The organism is Pseudomonas oplopanacis (assembly GCF_057128725.1).
Map to the genome: position 1 here is coordinate 55288 of NZ_JBSKHV010000001.1, position 21749 is coordinate 77036.

A 21749-nucleotide genomic window follows, 5' to 3' on the forward strand; every position below is an offset into this window, starting at 1 on the left:
AAAGCCCGGTTATCGATTGGATAGCCGGGCTTTTTTTCGTCTTGAACTGCTGACAGTTATTATTATGAATCAATGAGTAACAGCAATATCCTGATGTTTGTTATCAATAGGCAGTGTGGTACCGCTTGAAGACGGCAGCACCAGATCGAACTGCGTGCCTAACGCCTTGCGCCCCGCCGCCGTCAACGTCAGCGCCCGGCTATCCAGATCCTGCGTCACCCATTTGCGCTTGATCACAGATTGCAGCAACGCCGCCCCCAGCGAACCACCCAGATGTGGCCGACGCATGCTCCAGTCCAGACACGGGCAGGCGAAACGGCGGCGCAGCGTGCTCAGGTCCTTGACCTCGATACCCAGCCCTTCAAACAGTGCCTCGCCACTGTCGCTCAGCCGATATGCATGCTCATCGGTTTCCAGCAACCAGCCTTTTTCCAGCATCCGGTCATGCAGTAACACCGCCAGCGTGCCGGCCATGTGGTCGTAGCAGGTGCGGGCGAATTGCAGGCGATCCGGCGTGCGCGAGTGGTACGCCGGTGCGCTGTTCTGGCCAAGCACCATCAGCGCTTCCAGCGCCTGGGCCACGCGCTTGTCCGCCAGGCTGTAATAACGATGGCGGCCCTGCACGTGCAGCCGCACCAGCGCCTGTTCCTTGAGTTTGGCCAGGTGTGCGCTGGCGGTGGAGGCGCTGACTTCGGCAATCGCTGCCAGCTCGGTGCTGGTACGGGCGTGGCCGTCCATCAGCGAACAGAGGATTTTCGTCCGGGCCGGCTCCGCGATGGCGGCCGCGACCTGAGAGACGCCGATGTCGTGTTGTTCTGCGTTCATATTTCGCTCCCGGACGAATCAAGGGTCTTTGGGACTGGAGATAGTAGCAACACTTTCCCCACCCCGAACAAGGCTGCGACCCATGGACCCGATCATCGCTGCGACTCATGTCGACCCTTATCCCTATTACGCGCAACTGCGTGCCCAAGGAGGACTGATTTTTCACGCGGGACTGAACCTGTGGGTGGCCAGCAGCGCCCGAGCGGTTGCCGCCGTACTGGCCCATCCTGATTGCCATGTTCGCCCGCCCGCAGAACCGGTGCCCAAGGCGATTGCCGGCGGCATGGCGGGCAAGGTCTTCGGGCAGTTGATGCGGATGAATGAAGGCGAACGGCAGCGTTGCCCGAGGTCGGCGATTGAGCCGGGCCTGGGGCTGATTGACGCGAATGAAGTCAATGCACTGGTGGCTGCGCGGCTGATCACGCCGGATGCCGACGGTTTGTACAACGCCATGTTTCGCGGGCCGGTGTGCGTGGTCGCAGCGTTGTTGGGGTTCACGCCGGCTCAGGGGCGGACGATCAGTGCGCTGACGGCGGAGTTCGTGGCGTGCCTGTCGCCGCTGAGCAACCAGGCGCAACTCGACGCTGCGCAGGCTGCGGCTGAACATTTGCGGGGTTACTTCGTTGAATTGCTGGATGACCCGGACAACAAAAGCGCGCTGCTCGCCAGGATTCGTGGGCGCTTCAGCGGTGACCAAGAAACGCTCACCGCCAATCTGATTGGCTTGTTTTCCCAGACTTTCGAGGCCACTGCGGGACTGATCGGTAATGCACTGCTGGCGGTGATGAGAAATCCATTGCTGCACGAGGCTCGGGTGGAGGATTTGATTGCCGAAACCCAGCGCTTTGATCCGTCGGTGCAGAACACTCGGCGGTTTGTGGCTGAACCGTGTGAAATCGAGGGGGAGAATGTCCAGTCGGGCGATGTGATTTTGCTGCTGTTGGCGTCGGCCAATCGTGATCCACTGCTGAATGACAGCCCTGATGTTTTTTTGGTGGATCGCCCGCAGCGCCGCAGTTTTACCTTCGGCGCGGGGCGGCATCAGTGTCCGGGGCAAGTGTTGGCGTTGGGGATTGCCAGTGCAACGTTGCGGGAGATTCTGGTGCATCGGTCTGCGCTGGAGCGGCTGACCTGGGAATATCGGCCTTCACTGAATGGGCGGATTCCGGTGTTTCGTGACCAGGCTTGAGACCGAGTTATCGTTCATCGCGAGCAGGCTCGCTCCCACATTGGATCTGCGTTGTTCACAAATCCCCTGTGGGAGCGAGCCTGCTCGCGAAAGCGTCTTCACATTCGCTACATCACCAACCGCCCCACCACAAAATCCACAAACGCCTTCAACTTGGGCATTGCTCTTCAACACCGCACTTTCAGGCCAAGGCACCTCGCTGGCGCCGTTGCGCAGCGGCCAGGCAAACCGGTTATTCCACGAGGTGTGCGTGAGAATCCGATGCCGATGCAGGTCTTCGGGGGACGTGGGCTCCTGCCATTTCTGCAGGTAAGCGGGCGATGCACAGATCACCATGCGATACGGCGGCAATGGCTTGGCCAGCAGATTGACGCCAATCAGCTCGGAAATCCTGAAAGCCAGGTCGAACGACGTTTCGTACAGATCCACCACTTCATTGCTCAAGATCAGCTCAACCTGAATCTGCGGATAAAGCTGCATGAACTCCGCCACCAACGGGCCGACCAACGACACGCCCAGGCTCATCGGCGCGGTAATTCGCAACAGGCCACTGGGCTCCGGGTTCGATGCTTCGACCCGACTAAACGCGTACTTCACCTGTTCCAGCGCCAGCTTGGCCTCTTCATAAAACAATCGGCCCTCGGTCGTGATCGATTGCCGCCGCGTGGTGCGCTGTATCAGCTTGGTGTTGAGGGTTTTCTCCAGGCTCTGGATATGCCGCCCGACCATCACCGCCGACATGCCGACTGCATGGGCCGCATCGGCGAAGCTGCCCGCCTCGACCACCGCGACGAAGACTTCCATTTGCCTGAGTTTGCTCATGAACATGCCTTGCATTAAATACATCAGGTTAAAGGAGTAATAACCGGCGATGCGTTTATCCGCCGGGGCTTTCTCCCTAGAGTCACGGTAATAACACTGAACAACGAGGCGTCATTGATGCAAACCCTACTGGACACGTCACTGAGTTCTTTTGCCCGGGCCGACCTTTTGCAAGGCCCGACACCGATCCAGCGCGCCGAACGCCTCGAACAGCAACTGGGTTTGAAAGCGCAAGGCATCGGCCTGTTCCTCAAGCGCGATGATCACATGCTGATCGGCGGCGGTGGCAACAAACTGCGCAAACTCGAATTTCATCTCGGCGCAGCGCTGGCGACCGGCGTCGACACCGTCATCACCATCGGCGGCCTCCAATCCAACCATGCGCGCCTGACCGCTGCCGTGTGCGCCCGCCTCGGGATTGCCTGCGAATTGATCCTGACCCGTTCGGTGCCCAAAACGGAAGTGGACTACGAACTCAACGGCAACATCCTGCTCGACCAGTTGTTCGGCGCAACCCTTCGCGTGCTGGCCGGCGGCAGCGATTCGCTGGCCGAAGCCGAGAAACGTGCCGAACACCTTCGGCTTGAAGGGCACAAGGTGCTGGTAATTCCCACGGGGGGCTCGACACCGCTGGGCAGTCTTGGCTATGCGCGTTGCGCGGCGGAGATCGCGCAACAGGAAAGCGAACTGTGCCTCACCTTCAACCAGGTCGTGGTGCCCAACGGCAGCGCCGGCACCCACGCCGGGCTTGCGGCGGGGTTTGAGTTGCTGGATAGGGGGACTTCACTGGTGAAGTCGTATTCGGTGTTGTCTGACAGAGAGTCGTCAGCGGCCCGAACCCGGCAATTGACTCAGGATGTACTGGCGTTGTTGGGCAGCAGTGCGGTTGTTCAGCCTTCGGGGATCGCTATCGACGGCAGTCAGTTGGGCAACGGTTACGGCCTGCCGACGCCGGCCATGCAGGAGGCGGTGCGCTTAATGGCTCGAGCTGAAGGGTTGCTGATTGACCCGGTGTATTCCGGCAAGGCGTTTGCCGGGTTAGTGGCCGACCTCCGGGACGGGCGTTTCCAGCGCGGGGACAATGTGTTGTTTGTGATGACTGGGGGTACGCCGGGGTTGTATGCGTATCGGGAGGCGTTTCAGGATTGAGCCCTCTGAAATAACAGCCGCAAATTCAGAACTCTCCTACATCTATCAAACGCCCATTGAGATAGCGTTCGCATCGCTTTTATAGGATGAGAGAAGAACGCTAATGGCTCGTATAGCAGAGACACCTTTGGTTCAAAACCTGACGTCGGTCGATGGGCACCCTGCTCATTTTTTTTGGATCAGCGGATTTTTAAAAGGTGATCAGGCAGGTGACTTTCTAAAATACGAACTCACCGTTCCGCCCGAGTCAGAAGCCGTGATACTGGGTGTACTGGGCTGGGAAAACCTTGATCAAAGCGAGGACGGGGACTGTTTATTGACGGCCGGGCAGGTCCAACAAATCGCAATAGCGCTCAATGAGCCGCTACCGACTGAGTTGGACCTTTTCATAGGGCTACGGGGGTAGGTTTTCAGTCAATCATCCCGCGTCAGTACTTCCAGCAATTCAATCTCGAAGATCAGGTTCGAATTCGGCGTGATTGCGCCCATCGAACGTTCGCCATACGCCAGATGCGCAGGCACCAGCAGCTTGCGCTTGCCGCCGACTTGCATGCCGACGATGCCCTGATCCCACCCTTTGATTACCCGGCCAGTGCCAATCACGCACTGAAAAGGTTTGCCACGGCTATAGGAAGAGTCGAATTCGGTGCCGTCTTCCAGCCAGCCACGGTATTGGGTGGTGATCAGCGCGCCTTTGACGGCGGCTTTGCCGTCGCCTGGCTGGAGGTCGATGATTTGCAGTTCGTTATTCATGACGGTGTTTATCTGTTTGCAGAATTCGAGGGGCGTGGTTTTCCCAGAAAATCAGCTTGATGGCAACTATTCAGGTGCCTTTATCGGGGTGGGACAACATTTCCACGACTTTTTTGTCTTCCTTCTGCTTCGCATCGACCGCGAAGTCCTTGCCGAAGATCGCCTCAGGAAGGATCCATTTGCCCGTACTGTTTTTCTGGTCGGTCACAATCCCGATCTGGTCTCCTTTGGTGAAATCAAACCAATGCAGGTCCGGGAACTGTTTCAAGTCGAGGGTTTGGACTGTATTGCCCTCCATCACTTCGATTTTTTTAGTCGTAGGGTCCACGCTGACCACCTCTAGCGGTGATCGAGTAATCAACGATGGCGCCCCGACAACGATGACGTTGTTGTTACACCGTTGGCTCGTCGGCTGGATCTTGCCGTCCGCCGAACTATGGGGTTTGTTTGCGCAATCAACAAAAATGCCTGAGTGGTCCACGGTTTCGTTGCCAAGGTACTGGTCGCCGTTGGGCATCTTCAATATCTGTTCGCCCTGCGCCGCACTCACGAACAGAGCGAGGGTCAGGGCAATCGTCAGTCTGGTCATAGCGCACCTGCCATTAGTCCAGTCCCGCGTGGTGACTATAGGAACTCGTCTAAAAACAATGTTCGGGTCACACGCGGCATATTGGGCACATCCATTTCAACGTAAATCACCTGTTTCTTCGGCACTTGGTACACCGTGCCGAATGAGTCGTAACGTTGCGGCTGCTTATCGGTTTTCATCAGTACCTTTTGAACCAGCACGTAATACGTCTCGTCCGTTTCAATCAGCAGCACGGCTTCTTTAACTCCACCATCCTTGATGACGGTCGCCGTCGACAATTCAGTCGGAAAGTTTTTCGCCTGTTTGTCGTCGAAGTGCAGGCGAATCGGGTGCAATACACCGCCGTCGCGGACTTGCTGGGCCTGTAACGTACCGAGGTACTCGGCCAGGACGGACGTGCCCCAGAGACCCAAGACCAAAAAAAGCGCGAATAACACTTTGTGCAGAAAGTGCGCAAACAGCTTGTGGTCCGAAGACCAGCCTCCGTTAAGCGCGACATAGAGGATGGCACCGCCGCCCAGAATGAGAGGGATCCAGCCCCCGAACTGTTTCACAGCCGTCCAGGCAAATGCCAAATAGAAATACAGCGAGATATCCAGCGATACCAGCGGTATGCCGAACGTTTTGAAGTAATAAAACAAATGCAGCCACGAATAGAAAAACAGATAAGCCGCAAACAGCAGCGTCGGCCCACCAAAGTGCGCCGACAACTGTGAGCTCTCCGGCGCAGGTGGTGGGGGCGTAGGGCCAGACGGGGTGACCTGAGTCATGCTGAGGATCTCCTGCCAGACGGACGATCACGAAGCAGATGGCGTGCACGGAAAGTCTAGCGCTCGTCAGGCAGAAAGCGACTGCGACCAAACAGTCCGGTGAACTAACATAAGCACCAACGTTTCCTTCGGTTTAATACTCAATGACTATCCCTGAATGAATCTGGCCTGGACCAGCGCAGCCATCGGCTCAGTCATGCTTGCCCTGCTCATCGCGATGATCTATCGCGTGCGCTCGCTGAAACAGCAATTGGTCGAATGTCGTGCGCTGATTGCCAGCCTGTCCGAGGGCCCGTCCGTGCGCCAGGACGGCGATATCGAACGTTTCAAACGCAGCCAATACTTCGCCCGCATCGGCACCTGGGACTGGGACGTCGACACCGACAAGCTCTACTGGTCGGATGCGATCTACGGCATGTTCGGCTTCAAGATCGGCGAAGTGACACCCTCCTACGCCCTGTTTTGCGCCTGCGTACACCCGGAAGACCGCGCCAGCGTGCGGGCCGGGGAACTGCGCTGCCTGGAAACCGGCGAAAACCATGACGAGGAATACCGCGTCGTCTGGCCCGACGGCAGCATTCACTGGCTGCGAGAGACCGGCAACGTGGTCAAGAACGACCACGACGCCACCATCAAGATGATGGGCGTGGTGCGCGACATCACTGAGGAAAAAGCCTCCGCCAGTTACCTCCAGCACCTGGCTCACTTCGACCCGTTGACCGGCCTCCCCAATCGCCTGGTGCTGGAAGAGCGGTTGTCCGAAGCGCTGGAACAAGCGCGCATCGGCGCTACACGGGTGGCGCTGGTGTTCGTCGACCTCAACGGTTTCAAGGCTATCAACGATCACTACGGTCATGCGGCCGGCGACCGTGTCCTGATCACCACCGCCACACGGCTGAAGAAAATCCTGCGTTCAACCGACACCGTCGCCCGCATCGGTGGTGACGAATTCGTGGTGATCCTCCAAGGGTTGCCCCAAGGCATCAGCCTGCAGGATGAAGCGCGCAGCATCTGCCAGAAAATCTTCGTCGAACTGTCACCGCCCATCACCATCGGCAACGACCAGCGCCACATCGGCACCAGCCTCGGTGTCGCGGTGTACCCCGACCACGCACCGAGCATGGACCGGCTGATTCATATTGCGGACCTGGCGATGTATGAGGCCAAGCGCAGTGGCAATAATCAGTATCGGTTGGGCGAACAGGTGGGCATTCACAGCCGGGTTGATTGACCTCCCCTGTCCTTGCGTTGGCCAAAAAGTACGCCGTTGAATGTGTGGGTGCAGCAATGACAGTAAGGCGTCATGTTCTGCGCCGTCAGTTTGGGGTTAACGATCTGCAGAACTCCCAAGTCATCCACATACAGGCCACTGAAATAGCTCGACTCCCCCAGACACACCGTCTCAAGCCTTTCGCTTTCATGCAGGGCAACCATCCAGAACACCGGCTCGGACCTGTCAAGACGAGCTACCGCCTCACTGAAAACTTCATCCCATTGCCTACCGACGCGGGACAACAAAAACCGAAACAAAGGCGTGTAATCGAACCCATGACGGCGCGTTCCGTGCATCGAACCCCGTAACACATCGCTCTGAATTTCAGCCTTGGTATTACGCTGGTGTCGATACGCGCCCGTAATGTCGTTGCGCCAAACGCCCCAAGTACGGGTGTTTACCTTGCGGTAGAGAGGTTTCTTTTCCAACGAGCCGCTCCTGACATCCAGTCAATGAAATCGCAGCAGAGATTCACCGGAACGGCTGGCGAATTCAATTAACCATCCATGGCTAATTGTTGCAGATGGCTAACGCTCCACCGGCGTGATGTCCACAATCGTCCCGTTGGTGATCATCACCATCATGTACTTGTCATTGATTTGCACCCACTGCGCCTGATCCTTCGGGGCTTTCAGGCCTTTGGCCTGCCAGTTGGCGAGGGCTTTTTCGCTGCGTTGGTAGATGTCCGGAGCGCGGTCGCCGATCACCAGTTCGCGGGAGTTGTTGACACCGGGCTGCACGGTTTTCTGAGGGGACTCGGCCGCCTGAACGATGGGGGTGATACCGGCTACGCCAGCGGCAATCGCCAGGGCGGCGATGAGGGTTTTGCAGTTCATGGGTGATCCTCCAGTAATGTCATGGCACCTGAACTCCGACTGTGCTCGCGGTGAATCATTCCTTACTGTTGCGATGAATCTGTGCCGGACTGTACCGGGAATCGCGCCTCGGGTCGGCGTAGGCTGCGTGAATTCACTCAGGATCAACCGCCATGCACATTGCCATTCTGACCTTCGACGGTTTCAACGAACTCGATTCCCTGATCGCCTACGGCATGCTCAGCCGCGTGTCGCTGCTGGGTGACAAGGACTGGCGCGTGAGCATTGCCTCGCCGACGCCGCGCGTCACGTCCATGAATGGTTTGACCATTGATGCGCACATTGATCTGGCCGAAGCCTGCCAGGCGGATGCGGTGCTGGTCGGCAGTGGCCGCAAGACCCGTGAAGTGGCTGAGGATCCGACGATCATGGATCAGTTGCGCTTTGACCCTAGTCGCCAGTTACTGGCCGCGCAGTGTTCGGGGACCTTTTTGCTGGCCAGGCTCGGCTTGCTCGGTGATGCCCCTGCTTGCACCGATGCCATCAGCAAGCCCTGGGTGCAGGCGGCTGGGGTCAATGTGGTGAATCAGGCGTTTTATGCCAATGGGAATATCGCCACGGCGGGTGGATGTTTGTCGGCGCAGTATTTGGCGGTGTGGTTTCTGGCTCGGTTGAAAAGCACTGAAGCTGCGCGGGAGGTGTTGCACAACTTCGCGCCGGTGGGTGAGAAGGAAGAATATGTGGCTCGGGGGATGGCGCATATCGAGGCGTTTATCTGAGTGATGGGTTGCCCGTCCGGGCGTCTTCGCGAGCAGGCTCGCTCCCACAGTTGATCTTCAGTGAATACACATTTTGTGCCCGACTTAGATCCAATGTAGGCGTGAGCCTGCTCGCGATAGCGGTAGATCGGTCAGCAATGGCTGACGCATCCGGCCGCAGCCTTTATCCTTGGCGCTCCGCCGTATCGAGTGTTGGAGTAAGCCATGCCCCATGAAGGCAACCTGTTGCAAGCCGCTGTCGTGTTTCTGTTCGCGGCGGTGCTCACCGTGCCCTTGGCCAAGCGCCTGCAATTGGGAGCCGTGCTGGGTTATCTGTTTGCCGGCGTCCTCATCGGGCCGTCGGTGCTGGGGCTGATCGGCAATCCGCAAAGCGTCAGCCATATTTCCGAACTCGGCGTGGTGTTGCTGCTGTTCATCATTGGCCTGGAGCTGTCGCCACGACGCCTGTGGGTGATGCGCAAATCGGTGTTCGGCGTGGGCCTGGCGCAGGTGCTGCTGACCGGTTCAGTGATCGGTGTGCTGGCGCTGCTCGTCTTCGGCCAGCCGCTGAACAGTGCCATCGTGCTCGGTCTTGGCCTTGCCCTGTCGTCCACTGCGTTTGGCTTGCAAAGCCTGGCCGAGCGCAAGGAACTGACCAGCCCCCACGGTCGATTGGCGTTTGCGATCCTGCTGTTTCAGGACATCGCTGCCATCCCGCTGATTGCCATGGTCCCCCTGCTGGCCGGTGGTGACCACACCTCCACCGCTGCTGAAGACTTGAATCACGGTTTGCGGGTACTGGGCAGCATTGCGGTGGTGGTCATCGGTGGACGCTATCTGCTGCGCCCGGTGTTTCGCATCGTTGCTAAAACCAGTTTGCCGGAGGTGTCCACCGCCACGGCGTTGCTGGTGGTGATCGGCACGGCGTGGCTGATGGACCTGGTCGGCGTGTCCATGGCGCTCGGCGCGTTCCTCGCCGGGCTGCTGCTGGCGGACTCTGAATACCGGCATGAACTGGAAGCGCAAATCGAGCCGTTCAAAGGCCTGCTGCTGGGTCTGTTCTTCATCAGCGTCGGCATGGGCGCCAACCTCAGTCTGCTGCTCAGTGCCCCGCTTGCGGTACTCGGGCTGACCCTGTTGTTGATCGCAATCAAATTGCCGCTGCTGTTTGTGGTCGGCCGATTGGCCGGTGGCCTGGGTAAAGTCAGTGCGCTGCGTCTGGGTATCGTGCTGGCGGCCGGTGGTGAATTCGCGTTTGTGGTGTTCAAGATCGGCCGTGATCAAGGCCTGTTCGAGCCGCACCTGTACGATTTGCTGGTGCTGACCATCACCCTGTCCATGGCGGTGACGCCACTGTTGCTGCTGCTGTGCGCCCGGTTGTATACACCCAAGGTGCAACCGGTGGTGGTGCCGGAGAAATTCCGCGACATCGACACCGATGCGCCGCGCGTAGTGATCGCCGGCATGGGCCGGATGGGACAGATCGTTGCGCGGATTCTACGGGCGCAAAACATCAAATTCGTGGCGCTCGATACGTCGGTGGAAACCATCGAGCTGTCCCGCAGTTTCGGCGGCGTGCCGGTGTTCTATGGCGACCCGATGCGCCCGGAGATCCTCAGCGCGGCCAAGGTCGAACAGGCGGAATATTTCATCATCGCCACCGATGACCCAGACACCAACATCAAGACCGCCGAGGTGGTGCATCGGCTGTACCCGCACATCAAAATCATCGCCCGCGCACGTAACCGCCAGCATGTGCATCGCCTGGTGGACCTGGGTGCCGAGGCGATTCGTGAAACCTATTATTCGAGCCTGGAAATGAGCCGGCGCACGCTGGTTGGCCTGGGACTCACCCAAGCGCAGGCGGATGCGCGGATCAAGCGCTTCAAACATCACGATGAGCAGGTGTTGGAGGCCCAGCACGCGGTGTATGACGATGCGGCGAAGGTGTTGCAGACGGCGCAGGAAGCGCGGGCGGAATTGGCTAAGTTGTTTGAGTCGGATCAGTTGGAGGAGCAGGAAGCGGGCAAGATTTAAGTGCTGTGGCGGCAGGTATGCCGCCATCTCGAGCAAGCTCGCTCCCACAGTAGACCGCATTCTCCTGTGGGAGCGTGGCTTGCCCGCGATGAACGATAACGCGGTGCAATGCCAGGCCCCCACCCGAGCATCAGTTGGAAAACACAAACTGCCCCTTGACCTTTTTCGAACCGACAAACCCCAGGTCCGGGAACAGCAACGCCTTCACCCAGGCCACATAAAACACCATGGCCAACGTGATCACCACACCGACCACTGTCATCACCGGATCTTCCTCATACCCCTGAAACATCCGCCCGATCTGGCTGACGGTCAGAATCATGTAAAGGGTGTAGGCCTGCGCCGCGTTCTTGTAGAACCCCCAGGCAAACGCCAGCGGCACCAGCGCCGCAAACAGGGTGAAAAACACCACGGCACCGGGGCCGATCATCGAGCCCAGATAAAATCCGGTGACGGCTCCCAGCAAGGCTTGAAGGCAGGTCAGTGCGAGCAGGATGTTGACCTTGAGCGAGTGTTTTTCCCGCAGCGCCGGATCCGGCCTGGCGCCGATCCAGTAAGCGAGTACCCGGTCCTTGACCGTCCCGCCAGAGAACGCCTTGAACGTCGCGGTTTTGGAGTTCCCGGCGTCGAGTGCCGCCATCAGTTGCCGCTTGATTTCCTTTTTGTCCAACGCACGTATCCCCTTTTAAAAACAACCCACTGTTGCAGGGCATCTTCGCTTTATTGGGGGCCACAAAGCAAAACGCCGCTTCCACCAGAGGTGGAAGCGGCAGAGGCATGAGCCTCAGCGGATCAATGCATGAACAGGGCGATCAGGATAATGATCGGGATCGGCACGCCAAGAAAGAACAGCAGTAATGAGCGCATGATGATTCTCCTGGGTTAGCGGACTGGGGTAGTGGTGACGTAAGTGTCGGTTTCCACGTACACAACGGCATCCCGACGACGACCGCCAAAGGTCGCAGCAAGGCTGGCGAAAAACGCGCCGATCAGTAGTGCGATGAACATCCACAGCGACGTCCAGGCAGCGACTTTCGCGGCTTTGTCAGCGGCTTGCTGGGCAGCCACCTTTGCGTCGGCCACGGCTTTTTGTGTACGGGCATAGACTTCATCGACACGACGCTCGGCGTCTGCCTGGGTCAGGTTGGTGCGTTGGGCGACCATTTGTGCGAGGTAGGTCCGGTCTTCGGCGCTCAGGCCGTTGTTGCCCAGGCTGCGCACAAAGATGCGCGTCACGGTGCCTCGCGCGGCGTCATCGCTGACGGCGGCCGGACGATCGTCACGGAACAGGCTGTCGACGAAATAGCCGTACTGATCGCTATTGGTATTGGCAGCCGCGGTGCCGGCGGCTTGAGTGGCCGCACTGGCTGCGCCGCCGACCATATTGGCCCCGGCCTGCATGCCACCACTGACAACACTGCTGACCGAGCCGACCACCAGGGTCGCGGTCACCAGCGTCGCCACGCACCAAGCGAGGAAGCCATGGGCGGTATCACGGAAATACACTTCATCCCCGTGCATGTTGGACCACTTGACCCGCAAGCGACCGGCAATGTAACCACCGGCCCCGGCCGCCAAAATTTGCGTCACCGCCAGCCACACGATGGTTGAAATGCCCAGACCCTTGGCACTCACACCTTCATTGGCCCACGGCGACACCGCCGAAAAACCCAGGCCGAAACCTAGCAGCACCAGGATCAGCGACAACGCTGCCGCCGCAGCGGCCCCGGCGAAGATCGCCCCCCAGGACACACCCGAGAGCGTGCTCGTTTCTTCTGCGACGTTATATAAACCATCAGAAGATCTATTCATTGTTGTATCGCTCCAGGCAGGAAAGATGGTGTTACAACTCTTCAAATGCACCATTGCAGTCAGCGTGCCAGTCGCGTCTTTTAAATATTTCTATATTTTTCAAAAGCTTATAAAGATTGAACTTCCTTTTCTCATGCAATTTGCAAGGAATGCCTCAACACAGCGGGTTTTCTGCATTGATCAAAATAATCAGCGCATGAAGTTTTATTTAGAAAGACTGCGATCATTTCTTGGCAAAATGCTGCACATCATTGAGAACCGCTAATCAGGCCAGCCCTATGACCCGCATCTTGACCATCGAAGACGACGCCGTGACCGCCCGGGAAATCGTCGCCGAACTGAGCAGCCACGGCCTCGATGTCGACTGGGTCGACAATGGCCGCGAAGGCCTGGAGCGTGCGGTCAGTGGTGACTACGACCTGATCACCCTCGACCGCATGCTGCCGGAGCTCGATGGCCTGGCGATTGTCACCACGCTGCGAACGATGGGCGTGGCCACGCCGATCCTGATGATCAGCGCCCTCTCCGACGTCGATGAGCGCGTGCGCGGGTTGCGCGCCGGTGGTGACGATTATCTGACCAAGCCATTTGCCACCGATGAAATGGCCGCCCGCGTTGAAGTGTTGCTGCGCCGCCAGAACACCGTGACCGCCCAGGCCACGACGTTGAAAGTAGCTGATCTGGAACTCAACCTGATCAGCCATGAAGCCAGCCGTGCCGGCCTGTTGCTGACGCTGCTGCCGACCGAATACAAACTGCTCGAATTCCTGATGCGCAACACCGGGCAGATTCTGTCGCGCATGATGATTTTCGAAGAAGTCTGGGGTTACCACTTCGACCCCGGCACCAACCTGATCGACGTGCACATCGGCCGTCTGCGCAAGAAAATCGACCCACAAGGCCAGGCCCCACTGATTCGGACCGTGCGAGGCTCGGGTTATGTCATTGCCGAACCCGTCTAAAGGCTGGCGCTCTTCCAGCAGCCGCTTGCTGGCGCTCTACAGTTCGCTGTTCGTGATCTGGAGCGCGATCCTGATGGGCGTCATGTACTACGAGGTGTCCGCTTACCTCGACAACCTGGCCAAGCACTCGCTGATGCAACGTCAGCATCTGTTTTCGCGCTTCCAGGGCGAGCAACTGGTGGACGCCCTCGCCGTCAGCATGACCTTCGACATTCGTGGCATCGATGCCTATGGCCTGTTCGATCACCAGCATCGCTACCTCAGTGGCGCCCTGCGTTTTATCCCCGAAGGCCTGCCGCTGGACGGCAAGATCCACATGCTCCGCGACTGCACCGACTCCGACGACCCGATCCTGCCCGCCGACAGTTGCGATGCGGTAGCGACCCAGACCCGCGACGGTCGCTGGCTGGTGCTGGTGCGCGACAACGGTTCGTTGTTCGCCGTCACCCGGATCATCCTTCATGCGTTGTTCTGGGGCGTGACCTTGACCATCATTCCGGGCATCGCCGGGTGGCACCTGTTGCGCAGACGGCCCCTGCGGCGCATCCGCGCGATCCAGGCCAGCGCAGAAGCCATCGTCGCCGGCGATTTGACCCGGCGCCTACCCTTGTCCAACCGGCGCGATGAACTGGACATGCTCGCCACCATCGTCAACGCCATGCTCGAACGCATCGAGCGCTTGATGCACGAGGTCAAGGGTGTCTGCGACAACATCGCCCATGACCTGCGCACCCCGCTGACACGCCTGCGGGCACAGCTTTACCGGATTCAGCAGCAGGCCGGAGATGACTCGACGCTCGGCGTACAACTGGATTCTGTGCTCGGTGAAGCCGACACCTTGATGGCGCGTTTTCGCGGGTTGTTGCGGATTTCCGAGCTGGAAGATCGCCAGCGCCGCTCGGGTTTTGTTCAACTGGACCCGGTGCCGTTGCTGCAAGAGCTGCACGACTTCTACCTGCCGCTGGCGGAAGAAGGCGAACTGGTTTTCAAGCTGCAACTGCCAGTGTCGTTGCCAGCGCTTAACGGGGACCGGGCGCTGTTGTTCGAAGCGGTGGCGAATCTGCTGAGCAACTCGATCAAGTTCACGCCGCCGGGGGGCGAGGTGATTTTGCGTGGGGTCAGCGAGGGCGGGTTTACGCGGATCGAAGTGCTGGATTCCGGGCCCGGGATTGCGGAGGCCGAGCGCGAAGCGGTGTTTCAGCGGTTCTATCGGGCTGAGGGTGGCAATCAGAAAAGCGGGTTTGGTTTGGGGTTATCGATTGTTGCGGCGATTGCCAGTTTGCATGGGTTTGCGCTGGAGGTCGGCAGCAGCGAACTCGGTGGAGCGCGGTTGGTGCTGGATTGCCGGGAGAGTCTGATATCCCAGTCCTGACCCGAATCTCCCTGACAAAACCAAAACCCTGTGGGAGCGAGCCTGCTCGCGAAAGCGGACTGACATTCAACATAGATGCCGACTGTTAGACCGCCTTCGCGAGCAGGCTCGCTCCCACAGGGGGAATTGGGTTTTCGTCAGGCCGGGTAGTTGGCCCGTAAAGCCTGAAGCCCACCCTGATAAATCCCGTCGAACAACGCCACCACTTCTTCCTCACTCACCCCCACAGGCGTGAACCGACCCGACCACGTCACTCGAGCACCCTGCCCCTGAGCTTCAACCTTGATCGTCGCCAAATACTCAGTCGCCGGAAATGGTGCCTGCGCAATCGAATAGCTGTACGTCTTCCCGGCGTTATCAAACGCCTCAAGCCGCTCGACGATCACCGCGCCATCCGCGGTTTGCAGGCTGCGCACCCGCCCGCCTTCGCTCAGTTCGCTTTTCGGAATAAACGGCAGCCAGTCCGGCAACGAGTTGAAGCCGCCGATCAATTGCCACACGTCATCGGCCGAAGCCGGGATATCAACAAACGCTGATGCAGTTGCCATGTAACCCTCTCTGTTAATCAAAAAATTCAAATCGCCATGCTGTCGACAACACCGCCATCAACCCGCAATGCAGCGCCGGTCGTGGCCGAGGACAGCGGCGAAGCGATGTACGCCACCAGGTTCGCCACCTCTTCGACATCCGCCACGCGCTGGATGATCGACGTCGGCCGCGCTTTCAGCACAAACGCATCGGCTTCTTCGCGAACGCTGCGACCGGAGGCGGCGGTGGTGTCCTTGAGCATCTGCTCCAGGCCATCGGTCAGTGTCGGGCCGGGCAGGATCGCATTGACCGTCACGCCAGTGCCCGCCAGCCGTTTGGCCAGGCCATGGGACACCGCCAGGTTGGCGCTTTTGGTCACGCCATAGTTGAGCATGTCGGCCGGGATCGAGATGCCGGATTCCGAGGACACGAAGATCACCCGGCCCCAACCCTGCTTGACCATGTCCGGCACGTAATGCCGGGACAGGCGCACGCCGGAGATCACGTTGACCTCATAGAAGCGCGTCCACTCGCTGTCCGGTGTATCGAAGAAATCGACGTCGTTGAAAATCCCGAGATTGTTCACCAGGATGTCCGCGCGCGGCTCGGCGGCGAACAGCACTTCGGCGCCTTCGGCAGTGCCCAGGTCGGCGGTCAGGCCACGCAACTGCGCGTCCGGTACGCTTTGACGAATGCTCGCCAGCGCCTGTTCGACCTTGGCCGTCTCGCGGCCGATCACCACCACCGTAGCGCCGGACTCGGCCAACGCCTTGCTGATGCCCAGGCCAATGCCGGCGGTGCTGCCGCTGACAATGGCGAGTTTTCCACTCAGATCAATCTTCATGCTCAAACTCCTGTGATCGGCAATGGCGCGCGGTCGGAGACCAGTTTTGCCTCACGCATTGCCTGCCAGAATGCGGCGGGAATGACCGCCGACAGCGCGGCAACGTCTTCGGCAATACGCTCCGGACGGCTGGAACCTGGAATCACCGCCGCCACCGCCGGGTTGGCTAACGAGAACTGCAAGGCCGCCGCTTTGATGTCGACACCGTGCGCGGCGGCGATGCGTTTGATGTGCTCGACTTTGTTGATGATCGCCGGGCTGGCTTGCTGGTACTCGAAGTGCGCACCACCGGCCAGAATGCCCGAGCTGTAAGGACCACCGACCACGATCTCGACGTTCTGCGCCAGGGCTGCGTCCATCAAACGTTGCAACGCGCGGTCGTGGTCGAGAAGAGTGTAGCGACCCGCCAACAGAAAGCCGTCCGGTTGCGCTTCGGTCAGATCAAGGGTCAGTTCGCACGGCTCGACCTTGTTCACGCCCAGGCCCCACCCCTTGATCACGCCTTCTTCGCGCAAGCGGGTCAGCACTTTGAACGCGCCGGTGCGGGCCTGGTTGAAGTACTCCAGCCATTGATCGCCGTAGAAATCCTGTGCGATGTCATGCACCCAGACGATGTCCAGACGGTCGGTTTGCAGACGCTTGAGGCTGTCCTCGATGGAGCGCATCGTCGCGTCGGCGCTGTAGTCATTGACGATCTTGTTCGGGAGGCCGTGTTCGAATACCCCGCTTTTCTCGCCCAAATCACGGGCCGCAGTGTCTTCGACTTCATCCAGAATGACCCGGCCGACTTTGCTGCTCAGCACGTAGTCGTCGCGGTTGTATCGGGACAACGCGGCGCCCAGGCGGATTTCCGACAGGCCCGAACCGTAGAACGGCGCGGTGTCGAAGTAGCGCACGCCGGCATCCCAGGCGGCGTGCACGGTGGCGAGCGCTTCGTCTTCAGGAATCGCGCGGAACATGTTGCCCAAGGGTGCGGTACCAAAACCCAGCGCGCCGGGCAGTTTGTCTTTCAAGCTCATGGGTAATTCCTCTTGAATGTCTCGTGAACCTGTAGGAGCCGGCTTGCTGGCGATGGCGTTGAAACAGTCAACACAGTTATCGCTTGATTAAGCGCCATCGCCAGCAAGCCGGCTCCTACAAAGAGCGGTTTTTGCTTTACCGTTGAGCAGATCCTAGATTGCGACGGTCGGACCGTCCAAGACATAATGCGCAGCACTTGAGTCCCCAGAGGTCTGACATGATCGACATCCGCCAGCTGCGCTACTTCGTCGCCGTCGCCGAAGAAGAACACGTCGGTCGCGCCGCCGAACGCCTGCACATTTCCCAGTCGCCGTTGAGCCGGCAGATCGCCCAGCTCGAAGAACGCCTGGGGTTGACCCTGTTCGAACGCAGCCAACAACGCATCCGCCTGACCCGCGACGGCCAGACCTTCCTCGCCGAAACCCGCGCCCTGCTGACCCACGCCAGTCGCCTGGAATCCCTCGGCAAACGCCTCGGTCGCGGCGAAGAAGGCGGTTTGTGCATCGGCTACATCGAAAACGCCATGCACGCTGGCGTGTTGCCGAATGCCCTGCGCGTGTTGCGCGTCGAGCGGCCGAACGTGCATGTCGCGCTGTACAACCTGCGCTCCACTGAACAGCTTGAAGGCCTGCGCCAACGCAGCCTCGACATCGCATTGGTCAGCGAACCACCGGCCAAAAATGATCCGGATCTGCTGGGCTTTCAAGTGCTGGACGACCCGATGCTGCTGGCATTGCCTGAGCATCATCCACTGGCCAATCAGACCACATTGACCCCGGCCGACCTCGCCGACCAAGAGTGGATCGGCGTGCAGCACCACCAGAATGTCACCAACCGCGAAGACTTCGTCAGCGCCTGCATCCGCGCCGGCTTCACCCCGGACATCCGCATGGAAGCCACCGGTCCCTTCACCGCCATGGCTCTGGTGGCTTCGGGACTGGGCATCGCGATGATTCAGAAAGGCTTGAGCCGCAACGCTCCGCCAGGAGTGGTGCTACGGGAAGTGCCGTGGATTGCCTTCACCCGACCATTGTGGGCGGCGTGGCACCGGATCAATTTGCGGCCGTTGGTGGAGACGTTCCGCAAAGTGCTGACGGAGCCAAGATGATCGTTCCCATGCGCTTTTGTGGCGAGGGGGCTTGCCCCCGTTGGGCAGCGCAGCAGCCCCAAAACCATTGAACGCGATGTGCCTGAAGGAATGGATTGTCAGTGACAGGGGCCGCTGCGCTGCCCAGCGGGAGCAAGCTCCCTCGCCACAGGACAGCGCACCACCACAATTTGGCGTTAGCTATGCGGATCGACGTTATCGAGCATCCGGTTCACCGCCAGTTCGCCCAACATCACGGAGTTTTGAATGCCCAGCAGGGTATGGCGCTGCGGGCCGTTCAGTTGCCCCGCGAAGTCACTCAACATCACGCTCGCTGACGCCAACGTCTCACAGGCGTTGACCAATAGGGTTTCGTGATCGGTGTCGGGGCCGACGAAGTAAATGGTGCTGGGTTTACGCGGGGTGTCTTTGGGAATGACCGGTTTGAGGTAGTAGTCGAGGGCGCGGTCGGCGGCAGTGTTGAGTTTTTTGGAATCGGTGGATTCGTACGGGGAAACATCGTCGGTGTCGGTTTCTGGCGGGTTGGGTGTGATCTTGAACATAGTGAAGCTCCTTGATTAGTGGCGCCGCCACCGTCCGCGGTCAAACGAATCAAGGTGGCAGCTGTACGCGGGTTGACCGACCGGAAATCAAGGTATCCGGCACACCCGAAGGTGTCCCGCGCACAGCCGCCGCAAAAAGCCTGAACTTTCTTGGGCACTGGTACGCCTTGATTGAGTCGGACGGTCAAATCCGATCGCTGATTTGTCAGCGACCCGCAAACGATAAAGTCCCGGCCCAAGGCGCACAAGCCGGCGGATTCTGGCGTAGTCGTAGGCAACGGCGCAAGGTTGTGTAGCCCCGGAGAGTATCTGGAGATGTGTGTTAAACATCGCCGTTTAATGACTCATTCAGGTTTGATGCTTTACTGAACAGACCCTCAAAATCCTGCGAGCCATCCCCATGAACCGCAACGACCTGCGCCGCGTGGACATGAACCTGTTGGTAATTTTCGAAACCCTGATGTTCGAGAAAAACCTCACCCGCGCCGGGGAGAAGCTGTTCCTCGGCCAACCCGCCGTCAGTGCCTCATTGGCCAAGTTGCGCGATTTGTTCGACGACCCGCTGCTGGTGCGCAATGGCCGTACGCTGGAACCGACCCAGCGCGCATTGGCGATCCTCCAGGAGCTGAAGCCAGCGATGGATACCATTTCCGGTGCGGTCAGCCGGGCCAAGGATTTCGACCCGGCCACCAGCCGTGATGTGTTTCGCATTGGCCTGTCCGACGACGCCGAGTTCGGCTTGTTTCCGCCGTTGCTCAAGCAGATTCGCGAAGAGGCGCAGAACGTGGTGGTGGTGGTGCGGCGGGTGAATTTTCTGCTGATGTCGTCGATGCTCGCCAGCGGCGAGATTTCGGTCGGGATCAGCTACACCACGGAACTCCCGGCCAACGCCAAGCGCAAGAAATTGCGCGACTTGAGCGTGAAGATTCTGCGCGGCGATGACCGCCCCGGCCCCCTGACGCTGGATGAGTTTTGCGAGCGCCCCCATGCGCTGGTGTCGTTTTCCGGAGACTTGACCGGGGCCATCGATAACGATTTGGCGCGCATCGGTCGTTCGCGGAGGGTAGTGTTAGCGGTGCCCCAGTTTGCCGGATTGCGCTCGTTACTGGCCGGCACCGATATGCTCGCCTCGGTGCCGGATTATGCCGCGTGTGCGTTGATCGAAGGCAGCAACCAGTTGCGTGCCGACGACCCGCCGTTTGACATCGTGCTGTCCGAACTGTCCATGGTCTGGAACGGCGTCAACGATAACGATCCGGCAGAACGCTGGTTGCGCTCGAAAATTGCACAGCACATGGCGGCTCCAATGCCGGGGCATGCAGCGACTTGAAAGCCGTTGGCTGAGTTTCGCGCAAGTACACCGGCAAGTCCGTAACCGGTGGCATGGCCGGGATCTCGAAGTACATCTGGATCACCCAGCCACGGTGATAGCTGGCGTGGTTGACCACATGCATCAGTATCGCGCCAGCACTCATGGTGCCGCTTTCACCGGAGACAAACGTGAATTCGACGGGTTTATCCAGCGACGCTTCGGTCTGGCTTTCGCTCCAGTCGCAATACCAGTGATCAATCTCCCGCTGCGCCATGCGCAGTTCGGCAAGGTCGGCGTGCAACAGATCATGCGAAGTTTTGAAGCCGTGCCCTCGGCCTTCGAGGTGGGCCTGCCAGATGCAGTCCACGACGTAGATGTGGTTCAGGGTGCCTATCATGTTCTTGAACACCGACACGCGATCTTTGCTGACCTCACCCGCCGGCAATGCCGCCAGGCTGTCAAAGAGGCGCTGGTCGGCCCAGTTCTTGTAATCGGCAAGCATGCGGGCCGTACGTACGTTGATCATCAGAGGTCTCCCATGGTGATGGGCGCACTGCAAAGCATAGCCCTCATGGCTCACGGCATCGCAACGACTGATAACCGGCAACTGCTACGGGGTTACGTAAGTTGCTGCACCACCCGCTCGGCCAGCGCCAGGCAACTGGTCAGGCCCGGTGATTCGATGCCAAACAGGTTCACCAGCCCTGGCACGCCGTGTTCGGTCGGGCCGCTGATGATGAAATCGGCTGCGGGTTCGGTCGGGCCGGTGATTTTCGGGCGGATGCCGCTGTAGGCCGGTTGCAGGCTGTTATCGGGACAGTGCCGGTTCAAACGCTCGGGCTTGCGCGGCATCCAGCCACTGCAAGTCATCGACGCCAACCACGCCGGCCCCGACCACGACGCAGTCGGTATCGATGTTCGATTGTCCTGTACTCATTTTCAAACCGGCCCTCGCTGCACTCCGTCACATGAAAGACAACTTACTGTCATTTGGCTGAACTCAATAATCAAATGTGCAACTTTTCCATTTAATACACTATTAATCGGGCTTTTAAGGTTGACGTACTCCACCTCGCTGAGTAAATTGCCCGGGCCTTCGACGAAGGCCTTTTTTCAACTCACTACGGAATCCAATGGACACAGTATCTAGTCGCTGTCGGGTTACTGCGAAACTGCAGAATCTGGCACATAACCCAGAAAATGACGGGACTCGACTTTTCGGTCGGGTGAGCTGCGCTAGAGCTTGATGCTCCACCGTAACTTGCCTCA

25 protein-coding genes and 1 pseudogene are annotated in these 21749 nt (G+C 59.2%); 10 read left to right on the forward strand and 16 right to left on the reverse strand.

From position 1 onward, the window contains the following. Positions 1-69 precede the first annotated feature (69 nt). On the reverse strand, positions 70-825 hold the full coding sequence (locus ACWKV5_RS00255) for an ArsR/SmtB family transcription factor (RefSeq protein ID WP_483839638.1): 756 nt from the start codon (positions 823-825) through the stop codon (positions 70-72). A gap of 82 nt (positions 826-907) precedes the next feature. On the opposite strand from ACWKV5_RS00255, the gene ACWKV5_RS00260 reads away from it, so the two are divergent. Next, complete coding sequence (locus ACWKV5_RS00260; RefSeq protein WP_483839639.1) at positions 908-2014, forward strand: cytochrome P450; 1107 nt, start codon at positions 908-910, stop codon at positions 2012-2014. On the opposite strand, the gene ACWKV5_RS00265 is transcribed toward ACWKV5_RS00260, so the two are convergent. Further along, positions 1973-2836 (reverse strand): LysR family transcriptional regulator, encoded by an 864-nt coding sequence (locus ACWKV5_RS00265; RefSeq protein WP_483839640.1) that lies wholly within the window; start codon positions 2834-2836, stop codon positions 1973-1975. The two genes, ACWKV5_RS00260 and ACWKV5_RS00265, sit on opposite strands and share 42 nt — an antisense overlap. 117 nt (positions 2837-2953) lie before the next feature. Between ACWKV5_RS00265 and ACWKV5_RS00270 the strand changes: the two genes are divergently transcribed. Beyond that, complete coding sequence (locus ACWKV5_RS00270; RefSeq protein ID WP_483839641.1) at positions 2954-3985, forward strand: D-cysteine desulfhydrase family protein; 1032 nt, start codon at positions 2954-2956, stop codon at positions 3983-3985. A 103-nt stretch (positions 3986-4088) separates the two neighbouring features. Further along, positions 4089-4391 (forward strand): pyocin S6 family toxin immunity protein, encoded by a 303-nt coding sequence (locus ACWKV5_RS00275; RefSeq protein ID WP_483839642.1) that lies wholly within the window; start codon positions 4089-4091, stop codon positions 4389-4391. An 8-nt stretch (positions 4392-4399) separates the two neighbouring features. Here the strand turns inward: ACWKV5_RS00275 and ACWKV5_RS00280 are convergent, their stop codons facing one another. The 3 genes from ACWKV5_RS00280 to ACWKV5_RS00290 form a co-directional block, all read right to left on the reverse strand. After that, positions 4400-4738 carry an FKBP-type peptidyl-prolyl cis-trans isomerase gene (locus ACWKV5_RS00280; protein WP_483839643.1) on the reverse strand — a complete coding sequence of 113 codons (339 nt, stop codon included), beginning with the start codon at positions 4736-4738 and terminating at the stop codon, positions 4400-4402. A 70-nt stretch (positions 4739-4808) separates the two neighbouring features. Beyond that, positions 4809-5327: a hypothetical protein gene (locus tag ACWKV5_RS00285; protein ID WP_483839644.1), complete on the reverse strand. Its 519-nt coding sequence runs from the start codon at positions 5325-5327 to the stop codon at positions 4809-4811. Between the two features lie 35 nt (positions 5328-5362). Continuing rightward, positions 5363-6097 carry a hypothetical protein gene (locus tag ACWKV5_RS00290; protein WP_483839645.1) on the reverse strand — a complete coding sequence of 245 codons (735 nt, stop codon included), beginning with the start codon at positions 6095-6097 and terminating at the stop codon, positions 5363-5365. Between the two features lie 157 nt (positions 6098-6254). Here ACWKV5_RS00290 and ACWKV5_RS00295 point away from each other — a divergent pair, with 157 nt between their 5' ends. Then, positions 6255-7328: a diguanylate cyclase domain-containing protein gene (locus tag ACWKV5_RS00295; protein WP_483839646.1), complete on the forward strand. Its 1074-nt coding sequence runs from the start codon at positions 6255-6257 to the stop codon at positions 7326-7328. Here ACWKV5_RS00295 and ACWKV5_RS00300 read toward each other — a convergent pair. Then, positions 7310-7798: a hypothetical protein gene (locus ACWKV5_RS00300; protein WP_483839647.1), complete on the reverse strand. Its 489-nt coding sequence runs from the start codon at positions 7796-7798 to the stop codon at positions 7310-7312. The two genes, ACWKV5_RS00295 and ACWKV5_RS00300, sit on opposite strands and share 19 nt — an antisense overlap. Before the next feature lie 99 nt (positions 7799-7897). Beyond that, positions 7898-8206 (reverse strand): RcnB family protein, encoded by a 309-nt coding sequence (locus ACWKV5_RS00305; RefSeq protein WP_483839648.1) that lies wholly within the window; start codon positions 8204-8206, stop codon positions 7898-7900. Positions 8207-8358: 152 nt separating this feature from the next. Here ACWKV5_RS00305 and ACWKV5_RS00310 point away from each other — a divergent pair, with 152 nt between their 5' ends. Next, the gene (locus tag ACWKV5_RS00310; RefSeq protein ID WP_483839649.1) at positions 8359-8964 is read left to right on the forward strand and encodes a DJ-1/PfpI family protein; all 606 of its coding nucleotides are present in this window, start codon (positions 8359-8361) and stop codon (positions 8962-8964) included. Between the two features lie 204 nt (positions 8965-9168). After that, the gene (locus ACWKV5_RS00315) at positions 9169-10980 is read left to right on the forward strand and encodes a monovalent cation:proton antiporter-2 (CPA2) family protein (protein ID WP_483839650.1); all 1812 of its coding nucleotides are present in this window, start codon (positions 9169-9171) and stop codon (positions 10978-10980) included. Between the two features lie 130 nt (positions 10981-11110). Here ACWKV5_RS00315 and ACWKV5_RS00320 read toward each other — a convergent pair whose 3' ends face one another. Next, positions 11111-11650, reverse strand: a complete 540-nt coding sequence (locus ACWKV5_RS00320) for a hypothetical protein (protein ID WP_483839651.1) — start codon at positions 11648-11650, stop codon at positions 11111-11113. 212 nt (positions 11651-11862) lie between these two features. After that, positions 11863-12792, reverse strand: coding sequence for a hypothetical protein (locus ACWKV5_RS00325; RefSeq protein WP_483839652.1), 930 nt, complete (start codon positions 12790-12792; stop codon positions 11863-11865). Between the two features lie 278 nt (positions 12793-13070). Here ACWKV5_RS00325 and ACWKV5_RS00330 point away from each other — a divergent pair, with 278 nt between their 5' ends. Next, the gene (locus ACWKV5_RS00330; protein ID WP_140669879.1) at positions 13071-13754 is read left to right on the forward strand and encodes a response regulator transcription factor; all 684 of its coding nucleotides are present in this window, start codon (positions 13071-13073) and stop codon (positions 13752-13754) included. Then, positions 13732-15126, forward strand: a complete 1395-nt coding sequence (locus ACWKV5_RS00335; RefSeq protein ID WP_483839653.1) for a sensor histidine kinase — start codon at positions 13732-13734, stop codon at positions 15124-15126. Before ACWKV5_RS00330 ends, ACWKV5_RS00335 begins: the two co-directional genes overlap by 23 nt. 137 nt (positions 15127-15263) lie before the next feature. Here the strand turns inward: ACWKV5_RS00335 and ACWKV5_RS00340 are convergent, their stop codons facing one another. The 3 genes from ACWKV5_RS00340 to ACWKV5_RS00350 are packed head-to-tail and all read right to left on the reverse strand — an operon-like array spanning position 15264 to position 17517. Next, positions 15264-15674, reverse strand: coding sequence for an SRPBCC family protein (locus ACWKV5_RS00340; RefSeq protein WP_483839654.1), 411 nt, complete (start codon positions 15672-15674; stop codon positions 15264-15266). Between the two features lie 26 nt (positions 15675-15700). Then, positions 15701-16498: an SDR family NAD(P)-dependent oxidoreductase gene (locus tag ACWKV5_RS00345; protein WP_483839655.1), complete on the reverse strand. Its 798-nt coding sequence runs from the start codon at positions 16496-16498 to the stop codon at positions 15701-15703. A gap of 2 nt (positions 16499-16500) precedes the next feature. After that, entirely contained in the window at positions 16501-17517 is a 1017-nt protein-coding gene (locus tag ACWKV5_RS00350; protein ID WP_483839656.1) for an aldo/keto reductase, read from the reverse strand. 218 nt (positions 17518-17735) lie between these two features. On the opposite strand from ACWKV5_RS00350, the gene ACWKV5_RS00355 reads away from it, so the two are divergent. Next, positions 17736-18626 (forward strand): LysR substrate-binding domain-containing protein, encoded by an 891-nt coding sequence (locus ACWKV5_RS00355; protein ID WP_483839657.1) that lies wholly within the window; start codon positions 17736-17738, stop codon positions 18624-18626. A 176-nt stretch (positions 18627-18802) separates the two neighbouring features. Here ACWKV5_RS00355 and ACWKV5_RS00360 read toward each other — a convergent pair whose 3' ends face one another. Beyond that, entirely contained in the window at positions 18803-19168 is a 366-nt protein-coding gene (locus ACWKV5_RS00360) for a DUF6124 family protein (protein WP_483839658.1), read from the reverse strand. Between the two features lie 400 nt (positions 19169-19568). Here ACWKV5_RS00360 and ACWKV5_RS00365 point away from each other — a divergent pair, with 400 nt between their 5' ends. Further along, positions 19569-20498 carry a LysR substrate-binding domain-containing protein gene (locus ACWKV5_RS00365; protein ID WP_483839659.1) on the forward strand — a complete coding sequence of 310 codons (930 nt, stop codon included), beginning with the start codon at positions 19569-19571 and terminating at the stop codon, positions 20496-20498. On the opposite strand, the gene ACWKV5_RS00370 is transcribed toward ACWKV5_RS00365, so the two are convergent. The 3 genes and pseudogenes from ACWKV5_RS00370 to ACWKV5_RS00380 all read right to left on the reverse strand — a co-directional run bounded on the left by ACWKV5_RS00370 (position 20410) and on the right by ACWKV5_RS00380 (position 21417). Continuing rightward, complete coding sequence (locus ACWKV5_RS00370) at positions 20410-21006, reverse strand: DinB family protein (protein WP_483839660.1); 597 nt, start codon at positions 21004-21006, stop codon at positions 20410-20412. The two genes, ACWKV5_RS00365 and ACWKV5_RS00370, sit on opposite strands and share 89 nt — an antisense overlap. A 92-nt stretch (positions 21007-21098) precedes the next feature. Then, positions 21099-21296 (reverse strand): annotated as a pseudogene (locus ACWKV5_RS00375) (FAD-dependent oxidoreductase); the annotation flags it as partial. Next, complete coding sequence (locus ACWKV5_RS00380; protein ID WP_483839661.1) at positions 21289-21417, reverse strand: hypothetical protein; 129 nt, start codon at positions 21415-21417, stop codon at positions 21289-21291. The gene ACWKV5_RS00380 and the pseudogene ACWKV5_RS00375, both read right to left, overlap by 8 nt. Between the last annotated feature and the right edge of the window lie 332 nt (positions 21418-21749).

What these genes read in the sequence shown, in the direction of transcription:
- ACWKV5_RS00255 (WP_483839638.1), bottom strand. Translation starts at nt 825, where the DNA reads ATGAACGCAGAACAACACGACATCGGCGTCTCTCAGGTCGCGGCCGCC.
- ACWKV5_RS00260 (WP_483839639.1), top strand. Translation starts at nt 908, where the DNA reads ATGGACCCGATCATCGCTGCGACTCATGTCGACCCTTATCCCTATTAC.
- ACWKV5_RS00265 (WP_483839640.1), bottom strand. Translation starts at nt 2,836, where the DNA reads ATGAGCAAACTCAGGCAAATGGAAGTCTTCGTCGCGGTGGTCGAGGCG.
- ACWKV5_RS00270 (WP_483839641.1), top strand. Translation starts at nt 2,954, where the DNA reads ATGCAAACCCTACTGGACACGTCACTGAGTTCTTTTGCCCGGGCCGAC.
- ACWKV5_RS00275 (WP_483839642.1), top strand. Translation starts at nt 4,089, where the DNA reads ATGGCTCGTATAGCAGAGACACCTTTGGTTCAAAACCTGACGTCGGTC.
- ACWKV5_RS00280 (WP_483839643.1), bottom strand. Translation starts at nt 4,738, where the DNA reads ATGAATAACGAACTGCAAATCATCGACCTCCAGCCAGGCGACGGCAAA.
- ACWKV5_RS00285 (WP_483839644.1), bottom strand. Translation starts at nt 5,327, where the DNA reads ATGACCAGACTGACGATTGCCCTGACCCTCGCTCTGTTCGTGAGTGCG.
- ACWKV5_RS00290 (WP_483839645.1), bottom strand. Translation starts at nt 6,097, where the DNA reads ATGACTCAGGTCACCCCGTCTGGCCCTACGCCCCCACCACCTGCGCCG.
- ACWKV5_RS00295 (WP_483839646.1), top strand. Translation starts at nt 6,255, where the DNA reads ATGAATCTGGCCTGGACCAGCGCAGCCATCGGCTCAGTCATGCTTGCC.
- ACWKV5_RS00305 (WP_483839648.1), bottom strand. Translation starts at nt 8,206, where the DNA reads ATGAACTGCAAAACCCTCATCGCCGCCCTGGCGATTGCCGCTGGCGTA.
- ACWKV5_RS00310 (WP_483839649.1), top strand. Translation starts at nt 8,359, where the DNA reads ATGCACATTGCCATTCTGACCTTCGACGGTTTCAACGAACTCGATTCC.
- ACWKV5_RS00315 (WP_483839650.1), top strand. Translation starts at nt 9,169, where the DNA reads ATGCCCCATGAAGGCAACCTGTTGCAAGCCGCTGTCGTGTTTCTGTTC.
- ACWKV5_RS00325 (WP_483839652.1), bottom strand. Translation starts at nt 12,792, where the DNA reads ATGAATAGATCTTCTGATGGTTTATATAACGTCGCAGAAGAAACGAGC.
- ACWKV5_RS00330 (WP_140669879.1), top strand. Translation starts at nt 13,071, where the DNA reads ATGACCCGCATCTTGACCATCGAAGACGACGCCGTGACCGCCCGGGAA.
- ACWKV5_RS00335 (WP_483839653.1), top strand. Translation starts at nt 13,732, where the DNA reads ATGTCATTGCCGAACCCGTCTAAAGGCTGGCGCTCTTCCAGCAGCCGC.
- ACWKV5_RS00340 (WP_483839654.1), bottom strand. Translation starts at nt 15,674, where the DNA reads ATGGCAACTGCATCAGCGTTTGTTGATATCCCGGCTTCGGCCGATGAC.
- ACWKV5_RS00345 (WP_483839655.1), bottom strand. Translation starts at nt 16,498, where the DNA reads ATGAAGATTGATCTGAGTGGAAAACTCGCCATTGTCAGCGGCAGCACC.
- ACWKV5_RS00350 (WP_483839656.1), bottom strand. Translation starts at nt 17,517, where the DNA reads ATGAGCTTGAAAGACAAACTGCCCGGCGCGCTGGGTTTTGGTACCGCA.
- ACWKV5_RS00355 (WP_483839657.1), top strand. Translation starts at nt 17,736, where the DNA reads ATGATCGACATCCGCCAGCTGCGCTACTTCGTCGCCGTCGCCGAAGAA.
- ACWKV5_RS00360 (WP_483839658.1), bottom strand. Translation starts at nt 19,168, where the DNA reads ATGTTCAAGATCACACCCAACCCGCCAGAAACCGACACCGACGATGTT.
- ACWKV5_RS00365 (WP_483839659.1), top strand. Translation starts at nt 19,569, where the DNA reads ATGAACCGCAACGACCTGCGCCGCGTGGACATGAACCTGTTGGTAATT.
- ACWKV5_RS00370 (WP_483839660.1), bottom strand. Translation starts at nt 21,006, where the DNA reads ATGATCAACGTACGTACGGCCCGCATGCTTGCCGATTACAAGAACTGG.
- ACWKV5_RS00380 (WP_483839661.1), bottom strand. Translation starts at nt 21,417, where the DNA reads ATGAGTACAGGACAATCGAACATCGATACCGACTGCGTCGTGGTCGGG.